Raw genomic sequence first — 17,534 nt, 5'->3', positions numbered from 1 at the left:
TGCGCTGAGGGGGCCGCGGTGAGTGACGCCATGGATCTGCCTGCGCCGCATGGCAGCCCGATCGAAGGCCCGGCAATCGCCATGCGCGGGCTGGGCAAGCGGTTCGATGACCTAGTCGCGGTCAAGGGCATCGACCTCGACGTGCCGCGTGGCTCCTTCTTCGGCCTTGTCGGCCCCAACGGGGCCGGCAAGACGACGACCCTGTCGATGGTCACCGGCCTCCTGCGGCCCGACGCAGGACACGCGTACGTGCTGGGCCGAGACGTGTGGGCCGATCCGGTCGGCTCCAAGCGCCTGATCGGGGTGCTCCCCGACGGGCTCAGGCTCTTCGACCGCCTTACCGGGCTCCAGCTGATCACGTATGCCGGCCTGTTGCGCGGCATGCCGCGCGAGCTGGCGTCCGAGCGGGCCGCTGAGCTCGTCGCCGCCCTCGGCCTGACGGAGGCGCAGGGCAAGCTCGTCGTCGACTACTCGGCGGGGATGACCAAGAAGGTGGCCCTGGCCTCGGCACTCGTCCACGCTCCGCGAGTGCTGGTCCTCGACGAGCCGTTCGAGGCCGTCGACCCGATCTCGGCTGCCACGATCCGCCGGATCCTCTCGGGCTACGTCGAGTCCGGGGGCACCGTGGTGCTGTCCAGCCACGTCATGGACCTCGTCGAGCGCACGTGCACGCACGTCGCGGTGATCTCCGACGGGGTCGTGCTCGCGGCCGGCGAGCTCGACGAGGTGCGTGAGGGCCGGTCGCTCGAGGAGCGGTTCGTCGACCTCGTGGGCGGATCCACCGAGGTGGTGGGGCTGTCGTGGTTGGGCATCTCGTCCGGCTGAAGCTGGCGTTGCTGCGAAACATGTTCCGTCGCAGCAGAACCCAGGCGATCGGGGCCGTCGTCGGCATCGTCTACTTCTCGGTCCTCGTGGCCGGCCTCGCGCTGATCGTCGCGTCCTTCCGTGGCTCCCTCGGCGCCGCGCAGGTGGTGATCCCGCTGGCCGGGGCAGCCGGCACCGTGCTCTGGACCGTGCTCCCACTGTTCTCGTTCGGCTCCGACCCGACGCTCGACCCCGGCCGTTTCGCCACCTACGCGGTGCCGCACCGCGACCTCGTCGTCGGGCTGGTCGTCGCGGCGCTGGTGGGCCTGCCGTCGGTCGCATCGATCGTGCTGGCGGCGGGGGTCGTCTTCGCGTGGTCGCACACGGTGGCGTCGACGTTCGTGGCTGTCGTCTCGACCGCTGTCGGGCTGCTCACGGCCATCACGACGAGCCGGTGGGTCTGCGCACTGCTGACGAACGCCCTCTCGAGTCGCCGCGGACGTGACGTCGTCGGCGTGCTGGGCCTGGTCGTGTTCGGGTTCGTCGCGCCGGCGGTCACGATCGTGGCCGACCTCGGGGGAGGGCTCGGGCCTGCAGCGCGGACGGTGTCAGGGGTGGTCGCGTGGTCACCGCTCGGCTGGGCGTGGGCCGCGCCGGGGGACGTGGCTGCTGGCCGACCGCTCACCGGCGCCCTCCGGCTCGCCCTTGCTGTGGCGCTGCTCGCCGTCGTGGGCGCCCTGTGGTCCCGGGTCCTGCGGGCCCAGGTCGAGAACCCACGAGCCGTCTCGCGCTCGGACTCCGGAGCCTCAGCCGGTGACGACCTCGGGCTGCTCGCGCGGCTCCCGGGAACCCCGTGGGGCGCCGTGGCCGCGCGCGTCCTGATCTCGTGGAGGCGCGACCCGCGCTACCAGACCAGCATGGCGATGACGCCGGTGCTTCCCCTTGCCCTGCTCATCCCGTTCTTCGCGAGCGGCATGGAGTGGCCGCCCCTGCTGATGGGGCCGCTCCTGGCCTTCCTCATCGGGTGGAGCGGCCACAACGCCGTGTCCTACGACTCCGACGCGCTGTGGCTGCACATCGTCGCCGGCACGTCGGGCACCGACGACCGCCGGGGCCGGTCTGTCCCCGACCTGCTCCTGGCGCTCGTGCTGGTGCCCGCGTACACGCTGGTCGGAGTGGGCGTCACCGGTAGCTGGGGGCTGGCTCCAGCGGCCTTGGGCGCGTCCGCGGCGTTGCTGGGTGCCGGGATCGCCGTCTCCAGTATCATTAGCGTCGCGCTGCCCTACCCGGTGCCCGAGCCCGGTGCGAGCCCCTTCGGCACGCCGCCGGGGGCGGCCGGCATGGCGATCGTGGCGCAGTCCGTCGCGAGCGCCGCGACGCTGCTCCTCTCGTCCCCGGCGCTGCTTCTGGCCGCTGTGGCCTGGGGTGGTGGCGATGGCGTCGTGGGCTGGGCCTCGTGGGGCACCGCGCTGGTGGGCATCGCCGTCGGGACCGTGGTGGCCGTGCTGGGAAACGGGTGGGGGGCCCGCGTCTACGACCGTCGAGCGCCTGAGCTGCTCTCCTCCCTTCGCCGCTTCTGAACGCCGTCGGAAGCGGAAGCGGCGTGCCGGTAGGTACCTAATGTCCGAATTGTTCACTGCCGCAACCGATCCGGCCCAACTCACGCGAAGCAATTTTCTTGTTTTGCGTCGGCTGTGATGTGACTGAGAGCACACTGCAGAACAGACAACAGCATGGAAGGAAAACGGGGACAGAGGGGCCTTGGGCTCCCTGGGGGAACGAGTCGCGGGGGCGACACCCAGACCGCAAGCAGCCGTGGGGGACACGAAGGCGCGCGGACGCTGGGTCATGCCATGCCGTTCCTCCAGGAACAAGCACTCCGAACGTCTCCCGTCGAGGGTCTTGGGTGGTGCCCCGTGCGCCATCCGGGGCCGGGGGAGTAGCCGACCAGCTCGGCCGCCCCCGGGAGGAGCCGGACGCACACGTCCGGGCGACATGGGCGGGGAGGGCCGATGAGCGCAGTGGCGAGCGACGCGATCGACGTGCACGAAGCGATCGCTGTCCAGCTCCTGGGCGGGGTGAGCGTGCGCGTGGACGACCGCGAGATGGGCCCCCGCGACATCGGCGGCACCAAGATCCGCCACCTGCTCCTCGCCCTGCTGTTCGCCGACGGAGTGCCGGTCCCGAAGGACGAGCTGATCTCGATGCTTTGGCCGGGTGACCGCGGATCCGCTTGCGGCGCAACGTTGGAGACCTACATCTGCCTTCTGCGCAAGCGGCTGCGTCCGGTCGGCGCCCCGCGATGGAGCCCGATCGAGACGGGCTCCGGCTGCTACCGCCTCGACGCCGACGTCGTCGACCTCGACCTGCACCGCCACCGTCGTCTCGTGGAACGCGCGCTGTCGCAGGCCGACACCGAGGCGGCCCTCGCTCAGCTGCGGTCATCGCTCTCCCAGCTGCTGCGCCCGTTCCTTCCCGGAGAGGGTGACGCTGCGTGGCTCGAGGACGCCCGCTGGAGGCACGGTCGACAGGTGCGCGCCTGGCTCGTCGCCGCAGCCGAGAAGGTCGTCGACGTCGCACCCGCCGACGCAGCCACGTGGGCGCGTGCGGCGGTCGAGCTCGACCCGCTCGACGAGAGCGCCTGGTGGGCCCTGCTGCGCAGCGCCGAGGTGCAGGGTCGCCACGCCGACGGCCTCCGGTCCTACGAGCAGTGCCGCCGACACCTCGCCGACGAGCTCGGCTGCCAGCCCGGCCCGCGCCTTCAGGAGATCTACACCCGGCTGCTCGGCGGACCGTCCGAGACGGCCCCCGACCTGGCTCAGCTCATCGAGTCGGTCATCTGCCTCTACGTCACCATCGCCGGCGACGTCCCGACCCAGATGGCCGGCCTGCCGACTGCCCTCGACGGTGGCGGTCCCTCCATCGAGGATGCCCGCCGCAACATCGACGCGCTGCTGCGGGGCCTGTCCCGCGCCGACACCGTCGCCCCGCCGCGCACCGACTCGGGCGCGCGGCCCATCACCCGTGGGCGCCGACCGGTGCCCTCTGTCACCAACTCACAACGCCACACAGCAGTTCTCACGAGATAGGGATGCCATGAACTGGATCACTGGCAGGTCGCCCGGAGTGCCGAAGACGCGGTCTCTCTGGGGTGTGCGCCGACATGTGGGCGCAGCGTGGCATCCGACGGTGGCCACGCGCTTCCGTCGTGTCGCCGCAGGGGCGGCGGTGGCCATCCCGATGGCCATGCTCGCCCCCTCCGCCTCGCTCATGGCGAGCGCCGCAGTCGCCCCCGTCGGCCAGGGCTTCACGGTGACGCCGTCCGACCTGGCCTTCATCCTCAAGCAGATCAAGATCGCCGAGCACCACGCAGCAACGCTGACCGCGGCCAACCCCTGTGGCACCCTGGTCGGCCCGGGGCCGGACCAGATCCCCGACCGGCTGTCCGCCTACGGGCTCCGGACCGTCGACGGCTCCTGCAACAACCTCTTCCCGGGACGCGAGACCTTCGCCGCCGCCGACCAGCCGTTCCCGCGGCTGACCACGGCGAAGTTCCGCAACGCCGAGGCCAGCCCGAACAACTTCTTCGGGCCCGGCAGCGGCGTCATCCCGGCGAACGGCGGCTACACCCAGAAGCTCAACAACAACCTGGTGTTCGACACTCAGCCGCGTGTCATCAGCAACCTCATCGTCGACCAGACGTCGACCAACCCGGCAGCCGTGCAGGCCGCTGGGTTCCCGGTGCGCACCCAGGGCAACACGGGCGTCGTTCCCTGCACCACCGACCCCGACCCGACAGCGGTCCCGCCCGTCGTCGGGGTGCCGGCCGGCTGCACGCCGTCGCACCAGACCCTCTTCATCCCGAACGTGACGACGGACGTCGGACTCTCGCCGCCCTACAACTCGCTGTTCACCTTCTTCGGCCAGTTCTTCGACCACGGTGTCGACCAGACGGTCAAGAGCGGAGGCACGGTCTTCGTGCCGCTCCGCGCGGACGACCCGCTGCGCACCCTCGGCCCGGACGGCAAGGCCGGCACCGGTGACGAGGTGCCCGCGAGCCAGGCCTTCATGGTGCTGACCCGCGGTCAGAACCAGCCAGGCCCTGACGGCGTCCTCGGCACGTCCGACGACGTCCAGGACGCGAACAACACCGACTCGCCCTGGGTCGACCAGAGCCAGACCTACACCTCGCACCCCTCGCACCAGGTCTTCCTGCGCGAATATGCCCTCGTCGGTGGCAAGCCGGTCTCGACGGGCAAGCTCCTCGGCGGCCTCGCTGCCGGAGGGCAGTACGTCGGGTCGCCCGACGGGCGCGACGGCATCGGCACGTGGAAGTCGGTCAAGCAGCAGGCCGCGGCGATGCTGGGCCTCCGGCTCACCGACGCCGACGTGACGAACATCCCGATGCTCGCGACCGACCCCTACGGCAAGTTCATCCCCGGCCCCAACGGGCTGCCGCAGTACGTCACGACCGCTGGAACCCTCGTTGAGGGCAACCTCAGCAACCCGGTTCCCGTTCCTGCGAACGTGCGTCACTTCGACACGCCGTTCCTCACGGACATCGCGCACAACGCGGACCCGAGCCCCGTGGACACGGACAACAACCCGGCCACCCCGCCCGTGGCGCCGGTTCCGGACGCCGACTCGGTGCCCTCGGCGAACTTCGCCGCCCAGCCGGCCGGCACGTACGACAACGAGATGCTCGACATGCACTTCTCCTGTGGCGACGGTCGCTGCAACGAGAACATCGCGCTGAGTGCGATCCACCAGATCTTCCACTCTGAGCACGACCGCCTCGTCGACGACATCAAGAACACCCTGACGAACGACACGTCGACCACCGGAGTCGCCGCGCTCGCCGAGTGGAAGACCGCCGCCGGCGCCGCAGGCTGGAACGGCGAGCGCCTCTTCCAGGCGGCCCGGTTCGTCACCGAGATGGAGTACCAGCACCTGGTCTTCGAGGAGTTCGGCCGCAAGATGCAGCCGCTCATCCGTCCGTTCCACGTCTACAACCCGGACGTGAACGCGGCGATCCCGGCTGAGTTCGCCCACGCCGTCTACCGTTTCGGGCACTCGATGCTCGACGACGACGTGGCTCGGACGAACGTCGTGACGGGAGCGCAGAACAACATCCCGCTGCTGACCGCATTCCTCAACCCACCCGAGTACTACAACGGTGGCGGTCAGGGCATCACGGGCACGTTGACGCCGCAGCAGGCGGCCGGACAGATCGTCATGGGCTCCGCTGACCAGGTCGGCAACGAGCTCGACGAGTTCGTGACCGAGACCCTGCGCAACAACCTGCTCGGGCTCCCGCTCGACCTCGCCGCGATCAACATGACGCGCGCCCGGTCCGAGGGCATCCCGCCGCTCAACGACGTGCGTCGGCAGATCTTCGCGCAGACGAACGACGGCCAGCTGGCGCCGTACACCAGCTGGACGGACTACGGGCAGCACATGAAGCACCACGCGTCCCTGGTCAACTTCGTCGCCGCCTACGGCACGCACCCCACGATCCGCGACTCGGGTCCTGACGGGGTGCTCGGCACCGCCGACGACGTGACGACGCTCGCCGCCAAGCGGGCCGCGGCGCAGCTCATCGTCGACCCGCCGGCGGGTGCTGTTCCGCCGGCCGACGCTGCCGACTTCATGTTCAGCACCGGTGCGTGGGCGACGCCCGCCAGCGGTGTGACCACCACGGGCCTCGATAGCGTCGACCTGTGGGTCGGTGGCCTCGCCGAGGTGACGAACCTCTTCGGTGGCCTGCTCGGGAGCACGCACAACTACGTGTTCCAGACGTCCATGGAGAACCTGCAGGACTTCGACCGGCTGTACTACCTCAACCGCACGCCGGGCATGAACCTGCGCACCCAGCTCGAGGGCAACAGCTTCTCCGAGATCATCCAGCGCAACACGGATGGCACGAACTCGCTCAAGGCCGACGCCTTCGGCACGGCCGACTGCAAGTTCCAGATGTCGTTCCTCAACCTGCCGTCGAGCTCTCCGAACACGCTCGTGCGTGCGGCGACTCCCACCGTCCCGGCCAGCATCACCGGCGCGGGGTCGGTCGTGGACGACCCGAACACGCCCGACTGTGACGAGAACCTGCTCCTGCTGAAGCAGCCGAACGGCACCATCCAGTACCGGTCCGTCAACGCTGTGGACCCGCCCGGCATCAACGGCCAGAGCGTCTACAACGGCACCTCGGCCGTCGACCGCATCAACGGCGGCAACGACAACGACACCTTCTGGGGTGGCGCCGGCAACGACGTCATCGAGGGCAACGGCGGCGACGACGTGGCGCTCGGCGGCGACGGCAACGACATCATCACCGACCTGAGCGGTGCTGACGTCCTCAAGGGCGGACCCGGCAACGACGCCATCGACGGAGGAATCGGCGACGACATCTTCATGGGTGGCGACGGCCAGGACTTCATCAACGGTGGCGCCAACGACAATGAGACGTTCGCCGGTCCCGGCAACGACTTCATCATCGCCGGCCAGGGTGCCGACACCGTCTTCGGAGACGGCGGCGACGACTGGATCCAAGGCGGTTCGGGCCAGGACCTGCTCCAGGGCGACCACGGGGCGCCGTTCTTCGACGACCCGGGCCAGGTTGCGCCGGGCAACGACATCTTCGTCGGTCAGGTCGGTGAGAACGACTACGACGCCGAGGGTGGCGACGACATCATGTCCCAGAACGCGGCCATCGACCGCAACGCCGGTGCTGCCGGCTTCGACTGGGCGATCCACCAGTACGACACCGTGGGCGCGGACGACGACATGGAGATCAACAACAACCTTGTCGGCGTGCCGATCCAGGTGGTCGTCAACCGTGACCGTTGGCAGGAGGTGGAGGCCAACTCCGGCTCCGCGTTCAACGATGTCATCCGTGGCACGAGCACGGCCCCGATCACCATCGGTGGCGCAGGCTTCGCGGGCTGCGACGTGCTCGACCAGGCAGGCCTCAACCGGATCAGCGGGCTCGCGCCCCTGCTGCCCACCCTCACGGGTGACGCGGCTCCGGTCATCGCGGCCTCGGCCGCCGGGTTCTGCCCCGTGACCGGTCCGGTCTGGGGCGACGGCGACATCCTCATCGGCGGTGCCGGCAACGACACCCTCGAGGGACGCGGCGCCGACGACATCATCGACGGTGACAAGGCCCTCACGGTGAGGATCAGCGTCCGCAACGCCGCCGGTGTCGAGCTCGGTTCGACCGACCTCATGGAGCGCACGGCCCAGACCGGCACCTTCGGTCCTGGGACCGCGGGCATGACCCTGCAGCAGGCCGTCTTCGCCGGTCTCGTCGACCCGGGCAACCTGGTCGCGGTGCGTTCGATCAGTGCGGCCACGGCGCCGTCCGACTGCTCGACCACCACTCCGGCCCCGACGGCGACCTCGGTCAACTGCGACACCGCGGTGTTCAGCGGGCCGCTGTCGAACTACAGCATCACGTCCGTCGCCGCCTCCGGCACGACGCTCGCCAGCATCCGTGTCACCCAGACCGGTGCGAACGTCGTCGGGCAGAAGGTCAGCGACGGTATCGACACCCTGCGCAACATCGAGCTGCTGAAGTTCTCCGACGGGACGGTGCCCCTCACGGTGCCGAACGCGCCGACGAACGTCACGGCAACGGCCAGCGCAGGCGCCACCGCGACCGGCACGGCCACCGTCAACTGGACCGCTCCGGCTGCGACGGCCTCGCCGATCACCAGCTTCACCGTGGTCGTGCGCAACGGCGCCACCGTGGTCCAGACCATCACCGGCATCCCTGCGACGGCGACGAGCCGCGTGGTCACCGGACTGGTCAACGGCACCACGGTCACGCTGTCGGTGAGCGCGGTCACCGCGCTCGGCACCGGGCCGGAGGGCACCTCGAACGCGGTCACGCCGCGAGGTCTCGCCGGTGCGCCCACGGGTGTGGCGGCAACCGCCGGCAACGCCCAGGCGACGGTCAACTGGGTCGCACCCGCCGCTGACGGAGGTTCGGCGATCACGAGCTACACCGTCGTCGTCCGTCGTGGTGCAACGCTGGTGAGCACGAACACGGTTGCTTCGACCCTGCGGACCTTCACGGCCACGGGGCTCACCAACGGTGCCGCGCACACGTTCACGGTCTCCGCGGTGAACGCGTTCGGCAGCGGGACGGCCGTGGCATCGAACGCGGTCACTCCTGTCGGCGGCGTGCCCGGCGCACCTCGGAGCGTGACGGCAACCGCCACCTCCGGTGCGACGACCACTGGGGCGGCGACGATCAACTGGCTGGCGCCGCTGCCCAACGGCAGCGCTCCGATCACGAGCTACACCGTCGTGATCCGGGTCGGCACCACCGTGGTGCGCACGGTGACGGGAATCGCTCCCACGGCCACGAGCAGCACGCAGACCGGGCTGTCGAACGGCAACACCTACACACTGTCGGTCAACGCGGTCAACGCGGCCGGTGCGGGCCCGGCGGTCACGTCGGCCGCCATCACCCCGCGCGGTCTGCCCGGCACGCCCAGCGGTGTCACGGGCACGCCGGGACCGAACGTGGTCACGGTGAGGTGGGTCGCGCCGAGCAACGGAGGGTCGGCCATCCTGCGGTACGAGATCGTGATCACGCGCAACAACGGCACGGTCAACGTCGGCACCGTCACGGCTGCTCCGACTGCCACGTCGTTCGCCGTCACGGGAATCTCGAACGGGTTGGCGTACACCTTCAGCGTTCGGGCAGTCAACGCTCTCGGCACGGGCGCTCTGTCGACCGCAGTCACGGCGACTCCGCGAACGGTGCCCGGTGCCCCGGTCATCGGAACGGCTGCCTCGGGCGCGGTGGGTGGCGCCATCACGGCCACCGCCAACTGGACGGCCCCGGCCGCCACGGGCGGCTCGGCGATCACCGGTTACCGGGTGTCGGCGTTCCGCATGGCAGCTGACGGCGTCACCGTGGTCGGTGCGCCGACCGTGGTCACCGTCGGGTCGACGCTCCGCACCGCCGCAGTGACGCTGGCCGCCGGCAACTACCGGTTCAGCGTGCAGGCGGTCAACGTCGCCGGCAACAGCGCGGCCTCCGCGAGGTCCAACCTCGTGACGGCCCGGTGAGCCGGGTGGGGGCCCTGCCCGTCGGGGCCCCCACTGCCTGACACAGCACGACCGGGTGCCCCGGGTCCGCACGGACCGGGGGCACCCGGCTGTCTGGGTGGCGCGAGCACCTTTGTGCCGTATGCCGTATGCCGTGTGTCACATGCCGTATGCCGTGCGCCCGGCGCGGCCGCCCGGGGGGACCTCGCGACGGCGCCGCTCCGGTTCAGGCAGGCCGGCTGGAGCGGACCGTCGAGCTGTCGATGAGGAGGGCGTCGCCCTGGCGCACCAAGGTGTAGGAGGTGACCTCCTCGACCCGTCGCCCGTCGCCGAAGTCGTATCGCACGGTCGCGGTCACCGAGTCGGGTGAGCTGCCCCGGACCTGGTGGGTGCTCACCTTGTCCACCGACGTCCAGAACGCCTCGTAGGTCTCGCGGTTCTTGGCGGTGGTCTGCTGGTACCGCGCGGAGAGCCGCGCCCAGCCGGCGTCGCGGTCACCCGGCAGCAGCGCGTAGTAGTCGCGCACCGCACGCTCGAGGTCCTGCGCGGTGACCGGCGGCGGAGCCTGGGTCGTGGACGTGGACGTGGTCGTCGGGCGTGGGGCCGGCGTCGTCGGGCGTGGGGCCGGCGTCGTCGGTGCTGCCGCGCTGCTGGTCGGTGGAGAGCTGGCGCGTGACGTCGACGGCGACGGCTTGGACGAGGCGACCGAGCTGGACGACGGCGGCGCGGCCGTGCCGCTCGGGGTGCTCCCGTTCCGCGACAGGACGAACGCGATGCCGCCGGCCACCAGCAGTAGGGCGATCAGGGCGGTGAGCAGCCATGTGCGAGAGTGACTTTCGCCGGACGGACCAGCCGGCGCCGGCTCCGGGCGTTGGCGGCCCGGCGGCTGTCCCGACGGGGACGCTGCGACTCGAGGCGCTGCGACCGGCTCTGGACGCGTCGCCGCAGCCGGCGGGCGCGATGGCGCCGGAGGAGCCGCGGGCAGGACCTTGGTGTGCCCCGACGCGGCCTCGAACGCCACTGTGCGACCCGCGGCCAGCGCGGTCAGTGACCGGGCCACCTCGTCCATCGACGGCCGCCGGCTCGGGTCGGGGTCGAGCATGCGCACCAACAACGGTGAGACCGCACTCGCCCTGGGCTCGGTGACGTTGCCGGTGGCGACCCGGTGCAGCAGGGCCATGGCGTTGTCGGCCTGGCCGAAGGGAGGTGCCCCCTCGAGAGCGGCGAACAGGGTCGACCCGAGGGAGAAGACGTCGGAGGCCGAGGTCGACGCGGCTCCGCGGGCCACCTCGGGGGCGAGGTAGGCGGGAGTGCCCGTCACCAGCCCGGTCGAGGTGAGCGAGGCATCGCCGAGCGCGTGCGAGATGCCGAAGTCGGTGATGCGGGCCGTGCCGTCGTCGCCGACCAGGATGTTGCCCGGCTTGACGTCACGGTGGACGATGCCGGCGTCGTGTGCGGCGGCGAGCCCGGCGGCGACCTCGCTGCCGAGGCGGGCGACCTCGTCCACGGGGAGAGTGCCAGCCTCGGCCAGCACGTCCTGGAGGCTGCGCGACGGCAGGTACTGCATGACGAGGCAGGGACGCCCGTCGTGGTCGACGACGTCGAAGACCGGGACGGCGTTGGGGTGCTGGAGGCGTGCCGTGATGCGCGCCTCACGCATGGCGCGCTGCCTGGCCATGTCGGCCTCCGCGTCGGGCAGGCCGACGGGCGAGTGCAGGAGCTTGACCGCCACGGTGCGGCCCAGCCGCTCGTCGCGAGCGCGCCAGACGTGTCCCATGCCGCCGGCCCCGATGCGCTCGAGCAGGCGGTAGCGCCCGGCGATGACCAGGTCAGGCTGCTCGGTCACGATGCCCTCCTGTCAGCACCTCGCACACGGTCGGTCGGGCCGCTGGAGCGGCTGAGGCCGGCTGGTGGCCGGTTGGTGGTCGGGTCAGGCCAGGTCGACGGCGAGATGGGCGGCGCCGATGATGCCGGCCTGGTTGCGCAGCTGGGCGGCGACGATCGGGCAGCGGGCCTTCAGCTTCGGGATGAACTCGTCGCCGTCCTTGCTGATGCCGCCGCCGACGACGATCAGGTCGGGGGAGAAGAGCTTCTCTATCGTGTCGTAGTAGACCTGCAGCCGCTCGACGTACTCGTCCCAGGAGAGGCTCTCGATGTCCTTGCGGGACGAGGCTGCCCGGTCCTCCGCGTCGTAGCCGTCGATCTCGAGGTGGCCGAGCTCGGAGTTGGGCACGAGCCGGCCGTCGTGGATGAGGGCGGAGCCGATGCCGGTGCCCAGGGTCGTGAGGATGACGAGGCCCTTCACACCCTTGGCGGCGCCGTAGTAGAGCTCGGCCAGGCCTGCGGCGTCGGCGTCGTTGAGCACCGTGACGGCGCGGCCGGTGTGCTCCTTGATCAGCGCCTCGGCGTCCGTGTCGATCCACGTCGGGTCGATGTTGGCCGCGGACAGGACCGTGCCCCGGATGACGACGGCGGGAATCGTGACGCCGATGGGGGAGTCGCCCGTGACGTCGGCGAAGTGGTCGACGATCTCGTCGACGACCTCGGCCACTGCGTCGGGCGTCGCCGGCAGTGGGGTGTCGATGCGCAGCCGCTTGCCGGCGAGCTCGCCCTTCTTGAGGTCGACGGGTGCGCCCTTGATGCCGCTGCCTCCGATGTCGATGCCGAGAGGCGTGCCCTTCTTGGCCATGGTCCCTGCTTCCTTGTCGAGGACGTTGAGGTCGTTCCGGGTGGTGCGAGTGGGTGAGTCCGACTGTGCGTCAAGGCAGCCGGTGGACGGACCTAGGGCTGGGCGCCGTCGGCGAGGGTGAGGATCTCGTTGCCGTCCTCGGTGATGAGGATCGTGTGCTCGAACTGCGCGGAGCGGGAGCCGTCGCGGGTGACGACGGTCCACTTGTCGTCCCACATGTCCCACTCGTGCGTGCCGAGGTTGAGCATCGGCTCGATGGTGAAGGTCATGCCGGGCTCGATGACGGTGTCGTGGTGGGGTGCCGCGTCGTAGTGCGGCACGATGAGGCCCGAGTGGAACTCGAGGCCGATGCCGTGACCGGTGAAGTCGCGCACGACGCCGTAGCCGAAGCGCTTGGCGTAGCTCTCGATGACGCGGCCGACGACGTTGAGCTGGCGTCCGGGGCGCGCAGCGCGGATGCCCCGCATCATCGCCTCGTGGGTGCGCTCGACGAGCAGGCGCGACTCCTCGTCGACGTCGCCGACGAGGTAGGTGGCGTCGGTGTCGCCGTGCACACCGTCGACGTATGCCGTCACGTCGATGTTGACGATGTCGCCGTCCTCGAGAGGGCGGGAGTCGGGGATGCCGTGGCAGATCACCTCGTTGACGCTCGTGCACACCGACTTGGGGAAGGCCTTGTAACCGAGCGGTGAGGGGTAGGCCCCATGGGCGAGCAGGTACGCGTGGGCGACGGCGTCGAGCTCGTCGGTCGTCACTCCCGGCGCGATCGCCTTGGACGCCTCGACCATCGCGTTGGCGGCGATGCGACCGGCCACCCGCATCTTCTCGACGAGCTCGGCGTCCTTGATGTGCACGTCGCCGTCCTCGCGCGGGTTGACCACGTCGACGTAGTGGGGGCGCTCGATCGTTGCCGGCACTGCTCGGCGCGGGCTGACGGCGTGCGGGGACACCCGCGGGTGGAGCAACGGCATACGGTGGAGTCTAGGTCGTCCGCGGGTGACGTCCACGACGGGCGCCCACGAGACGGACCCTCGTCCAGCGACCCCATCCGTGACGAGATCCCGAGAGAAGGAGTGCGCACGTGAGCTTCTGGTACAACGTCGACACCGGCCAGGTCGAGACAGACGAGAACCGCAGCCGGGGCGAGCAGGTGCTCGGGCCGTACGCGTCGGAGGCAGAGGCGAGGGCCGCCCTCGACACGGCACACAAGAAGACCGAGAGCTGGGACGCCGAGGATCGTGAGTGGAACGAGCGCGGAGGCTCCGGAGCGAGCGACGGCCCGACGACCTGACGCCGCCGCGTTGCCTCGTCCGCCGGGTCGCTGACCGGGCGGACGAGCCGCTGCTCAGGACTCGAACGAGTGCTCCGGGCCGGGGAAGGTGCCCGACTCGACGTCGGCGGCATACGCCCTGGCTGCGTCGAGCAGCGTGCCGCGGAGGTCCGCGTACTTCTTGACGAAGCGTGGCGCCTTGCCGCTGCGGAGGCCCGCGAAGTCGCTCCACACGAGCACCTGGGCGTCCGTGCCGTTGCCGGCGCCGATCCCGATGGTGGGGATCGCGAGCACCTCGGTCACGCGGGCCGCGACGGGGGCCGGGACCATCTCGAGCACCACCGCGAAGGCACCCGCCTCCTGCAGCGCGCGGGCCTCGTCGACGAGCGCGTCGGCGGCGTCGCCGCGACCCTGCACGCGATAGCCACCGAGCTGGTGCTCGCTCTGGGGCGTGAAGCCCACATGGGCCATGACCGGGATGCCGGCGTCCGTGAGGGCCTTGACCAGAGGGACCATCGCGGTGCCGCCCTCGAGCTTGACGGCGTGCGCCAGCCCCTCCTTCATGAGTCGCACGGCGCTGGCGAAGCCCTGCTCGATCGACGCGCCGTAGGAGCCGAACGGCAGATCGGCGACGACGAGGGCCCGCCGGGCCGCCGACGAGACGGCGCGCACGAGCGGCACCATCTCGTCGAGCGTGACCGGAACGGTCGTCTCGTATCCGTAGACGTTGTTGCCGGCGGAGTCACCGACCAGCAGGACCGGGATGCCTGCCTCGTCGAAGATCTGGGCGGCATACATGTCGTATGCCGTGAGCATCGCCCAGCGGCGCCCCTCGGTCTTCATCGACTGCAGGTGCGGGATGCGTACGCGGCGCGGCACGGGCCCGGACGCGCCCGACGGGGCGGCCGGCTCGCCGGCTCGGCTGCCCGTGCCGTAGGGACTCTGCTCCTCGGGCGCGTCAGTGCTCATGGCTCGGAGCATAACGGCGGGGGTTCCGAGGACCGGTCGGCCTGTGGTCGTCGTCCCTGATTCCTCTGTGACAGATGCGTTCTGTATCTGACCCAGAGGCATCTTGGGAAGGGTTCGAGTCCGGCTCTTTACGAAGAATTTACGTTCTTTGGGCTGAACTGCCCTGTGGCACAACTTTTTTCGTTTTTTAGGGGGCTAGGGGCCACATTGTCCGATGTCTGTGTTGTCATACCTGAGGCGCCGGATGTGCGGCGCCTGTGACCAGGAGGATCATCTTGAACAAGCGCCACTGGAGCGCTGTCTCGGGGCTGGCCGTGGGGGCGCTCGTCGTCACCGGCCTCACCGCACCGATGCAGGCTCAGGCAACGCCCGTCGCGAAGGCACCGGTGAGCGGCGACCCCGCAGCAGCCCAGGCCTCGCGGCACGACAACCTGCCCAACCCCCTCGCCGACGCCCAGGTAGCCGAGCGCAAGGACGCCATCTCGAAGCTGCTCAAGGGCGAGGCGACCACGAGGACGATCAACGGCAACCGCGTCATCGAGGTCAAGAGCAAGGGCACCGACAAGAGCGGCAAGCCCAAGAAGTCGAAGTACGTCAACTACCCGGTGAACCGTGAGGAGGACATCTTCACGATCCTCACCGACTTCGGTGACAAGACGATGCCCGCCACCGCTGGCGCGGCCGGTCCGGTGCACAACCAGATCGCGCAGCCCGACCGCAAGTGGGACGGCGACGCCACCGACAACAACTCCACGTACTGGACCAAGGACTTCAACCGCCAGCACTACCTCGACATGATGTTCGGGCAGGGCGAGTCGTTCCGGGACTTCTACCAGAAGCAGTCCAACGGCCGCTTCCTCGCCAAGGGCGACGTCTCCGACTGGGTCACCGTGCCCTACAACGAGGCGCGCTACGGCCACAACCCCGTCAAGGGCGACGGAACGAGCGAGGCCGACGGCTACTGGAGCTACATCAACGACTCGGCCCAGGCCTGGTTCAACGCGCAGAAGGCGTCCGGCAAGACCACTGCCGAGATCCGCACCTACCTGCAGCAGTTCGACAAGGTCGACCGCTACGACTCCAAGGGCGACGGCGTCTACAACCGCCCCGACGGCTACATCGACCACTTCCAGGCCATCCACGCCGGTGAGGGCGAGGAGGCCGGCGGCGGCACCGAGGGTGAGGACGCCATCTGGTCGCACCGCTGGTACGCCTACTCCAACCTGCAGGGCAAGGCCGGCCCCGACGGCAACAAGCTCGGTGGCATCCAGATCGGCGACACCGGCATCTGGATCGGCGACTACACGACCGAGCCCGAGAACGGCGGCCTCGGTGTGTTCTCCCACGAGTTCGGCCACGACCTGGGCCTGCCCGACCTCTACGACACCCAGGGCGGCGACAACAGCACCGCCTTCTGGACCCTCATGAGCGGTGGCTCGTGGCTCAACCACGGCAAGGACTCCATCGGCACGACGCCCGGCTACATGGGCCCGTGGGAGAAGCTGCAGCTCGGCTGGCTCGACCACACGGTCGTGCCGTACGGCAAGAACACCACGGTCAAGCTGAGCCAGGCCGACCTCGCCACGAAGAGCGACTCGGTGCAGGCCCTCGTGGTCCCGCTGCCGGAGCGCACGGTGACGACGAAGCGCAACACGCCGCACTCGGGCAAGGGCGAGTGGTGGAGTGGCTTCGGTGACAACCTCAACTCGACGCTGACCCGCCCGGTCGACCTGGCCGGGGCCACGTCCGCCTCGCTCAGCGCCTACGTCCAGGGCAACCTGGAAGCTGGCTACGACTTCCTCTACGGCGAGGTGTCCTCCGACAACGGCACCACGTGGAAGCAGCTCTCCGAGGACTCCGGCAAGTTCGCCTGGTCGCCGAAGACCTGGGACCTCTCGGCGTACGCCGGCCAGAAGGTGCTGTTCCGCTTCCACGTCATGACCGACGGTGGCGTCTCCAGCGAGGCGTTCATCGACGACATCACGCTGACCAAGGACGGCGTGGTCGGCACGGTCGACGACGTCGAGTCCGGCGCCGGTGCGTGGACCGCGAAGGGCTTCACGATCAGCACGGGCACGACCTCCAAGCAGGTCAACGACTTCTACTTCGCCGAGAACCGCGTCTACAGCGGCTACGACGCAACGCTGAAGTCCGGCCCGTACAACTTCGGCTGGGGCACGACGAAGCCCGACTGGGTGGAGCGCTTCCCGTACCAGAACGGCATGCTCGTCTGGTTCGCCAACGGTGAGTACACCGACAACAACACGTCGGCCCACCCGGGTGCCGGTGAGGTCCTGCCTGTCGACGCCCGCCCGGCGCCGATCATGCTCAACAACGCGAACGGCACCCGCACCATGCTGGGCAACCGGCGCCAGCCGTTCGACGCCACGTTCGGCCAGGAGAAGACCGACGCGGTGACCTTCCACCGCAACGGCGTCGCCACCAAGGTGCCGTCGCAGCCGGCTCTCCCGACGTTCGACGACCGCGACCCCAACCGCTACTGGACGGCCGACAACCCGTGGGCGTCCACCAAGGTGGCCGGCTCGGGCACGACGATGACCGTGGCCAAGACCCGACAGGGCGGCAACGAGCTGCAGGTCGACGTCAAGTTCAAGTGACCTCTCGGTCATGACGGCGAGGGCCCCCGGGGACAAACCCCCGGGGGCCCCTTCGCCTACCACGAGCCCCAGTCCCCGACGGGTCGGTCCCTCCCCGTCCATCGAGTGCCCAGTTCCCGACGGG

Annotated in this window: 10 protein-coding genes; 6 read left to right on the top strand and 4 right to left on the bottom strand. The window is 70.0% G+C overall.

Annotated elements, in window-relative coordinates; genetic code table 11:
- Nucleotides 1-30: 30 nt before the first annotated feature.
- The 4 genes from AB4091_RS14835 (at nucleotide 31) to AB4091_RS14820 (ending at nucleotide 9,885) form a co-directional block, all read left to right on the top strand.
- Nucleotides 31-825 (top strand): ABC transporter ATP-binding protein, encoded by a 795-nt coding sequence (locus tag AB4091_RS14835; protein ID WP_442292520.1) that lies wholly within the window; start codon nucleotides 31-33, stop codon nucleotides 823-825.
- Nucleotides 826-845: 20 nt separating this feature from the next.
- Nucleotides 846-2,384, top strand: coding sequence for a hypothetical protein (locus AB4091_RS14830; RefSeq protein WP_442292519.1), 1,539 nt, complete (start codon nucleotides 846-848; stop codon nucleotides 2,382-2,384).
- A 432-nt stretch (nucleotides 2,385-2,816) separates the two neighbouring features.
- On the top strand, nucleotides 2,817-3,893 hold the full coding sequence (locus AB4091_RS14825; RefSeq protein WP_442292518.1) for an AfsR/SARP family transcriptional regulator: 1,077 nt from the start codon (nucleotides 2,817-2,819) through the stop codon (nucleotides 3,891-3,893).
- A gap of 100 nt (nucleotides 3,894-3,993) precedes the next feature.
- Nucleotides 3,994-9,885, top strand: a complete 5,892-nt coding sequence (locus tag AB4091_RS14820; protein ID WP_442292517.1) for a peroxidase family protein — start codon at nucleotides 3,994-3,996, stop codon at nucleotides 9,883-9,885.
- 205 nt (nucleotides 9,886-10,090) lie between these two features.
- Here AB4091_RS14820 and AB4091_RS14815 read toward each other — a convergent pair whose 3' ends face one another.
- The 3 genes from AB4091_RS14815 to map form a co-directional block, all read right to left on the bottom strand.
- Nucleotides 10,091-11,710 (bottom strand): serine/threonine-protein kinase, encoded by a 1,620-nt coding sequence (locus AB4091_RS14815; protein WP_442292516.1) that lies wholly within the window; start codon nucleotides 11,708-11,710, stop codon nucleotides 10,091-10,093.
- Between the two features lie 84 nt (nucleotides 11,711-11,794).
- Nucleotides 11,795-12,553, bottom strand: a complete 759-nt coding sequence (gene ppgK / locus AB4091_RS14810) for a polyphosphate--glucose phosphotransferase (protein WP_442292515.1) — start codon at nucleotides 12,551-12,553, stop codon at nucleotides 11,795-11,797.
- 92 nt (nucleotides 12,554-12,645) lie between these two features.
- Entirely contained in the window at nucleotides 12,646-13,524 is an 879-nt protein-coding gene (gene map, locus AB4091_RS14805) for a type I methionyl aminopeptidase (protein ID WP_442292514.1), read from the bottom strand.
- Nucleotides 13,525-13,634: 110 nt separating this feature from the next.
- On the opposite strand from map, the gene AB4091_RS14800 reads away from it, so the two are divergent.
- Nucleotides 13,635-13,844 (top strand): methionine aminopeptidase, encoded by a 210-nt coding sequence (locus tag AB4091_RS14800; RefSeq protein WP_442292513.1) that lies wholly within the window; start codon nucleotides 13,635-13,637, stop codon nucleotides 13,842-13,844.
- 54 nt (nucleotides 13,845-13,898) lie between these two features.
- Here AB4091_RS14800 and panB read toward each other — a convergent pair whose 3' ends face one another.
- Complete coding sequence (panB, locus tag AB4091_RS14795) at nucleotides 13,899-14,792, bottom strand: 3-methyl-2-oxobutanoate hydroxymethyltransferase (RefSeq protein WP_442292512.1); 894 nt, start codon at nucleotides 14,790-14,792, stop codon at nucleotides 13,899-13,901.
- Between the two features lie 275 nt (nucleotides 14,793-15,067).
- Here panB and AB4091_RS14790 point away from each other — a divergent pair, with 275 nt between their 5' ends.
- Nucleotides 15,068-17,410, top strand: a complete 2,343-nt coding sequence (locus AB4091_RS14790) for an immune inhibitor A domain-containing protein (protein ID WP_442292511.1) — start codon at nucleotides 15,068-15,070, stop codon at nucleotides 17,408-17,410.
- Nucleotides 17,411-17,534 lie beyond the last annotated feature (124 nt).

This window comes from Terrabacter sp. 2RAF25 (assembly GCF_052115265.1).
Classification (GTDB): Bacteria; Actinomycetota; Actinomycetes; order Actinomycetales; family Dermatophilaceae; genus Terrabacter.
This window is presented reverse-complemented; position numbering and strand designations above follow the sequence as displayed.

Coding starts and splice junctions, on each gene's coding strand:
- AB4091_RS14825 (WP_442292518.1), top strand. CDS start 2,817: ATGAGCGCAGTGGCGAGCGACGCGATCGACGTGCACGAAGCGATCGCT.
- AB4091_RS14835 (WP_442292520.1), top strand. CDS start 31: ATGGATCTGCCTGCGCCGCATGGCAGCCCGATCGAAGGCCCGGCAATC.
- map (WP_442292514.1), bottom strand. CDS start 13,524: ATGCCGTTGCTCCACCCGCGGGTGTCCCCGCACGCCGTCAGCCCGCGC.
- ppgK (WP_442292515.1), bottom strand. CDS start 12,553: ATGGCCAAGAAGGGCACGCCTCTCGGCATCGACATCGGAGGCAGCGGC.
- panB (WP_442292512.1), bottom strand. CDS start 14,792: ATGAGCACTGACGCGCCCGAGGAGCAGAGTCCCTACGGCACGGGCAGC.
- AB4091_RS14830 (WP_442292519.1), top strand. CDS start 846: ATGTTCCGTCGCAGCAGAACCCAGGCGATCGGGGCCGTCGTCGGCATC.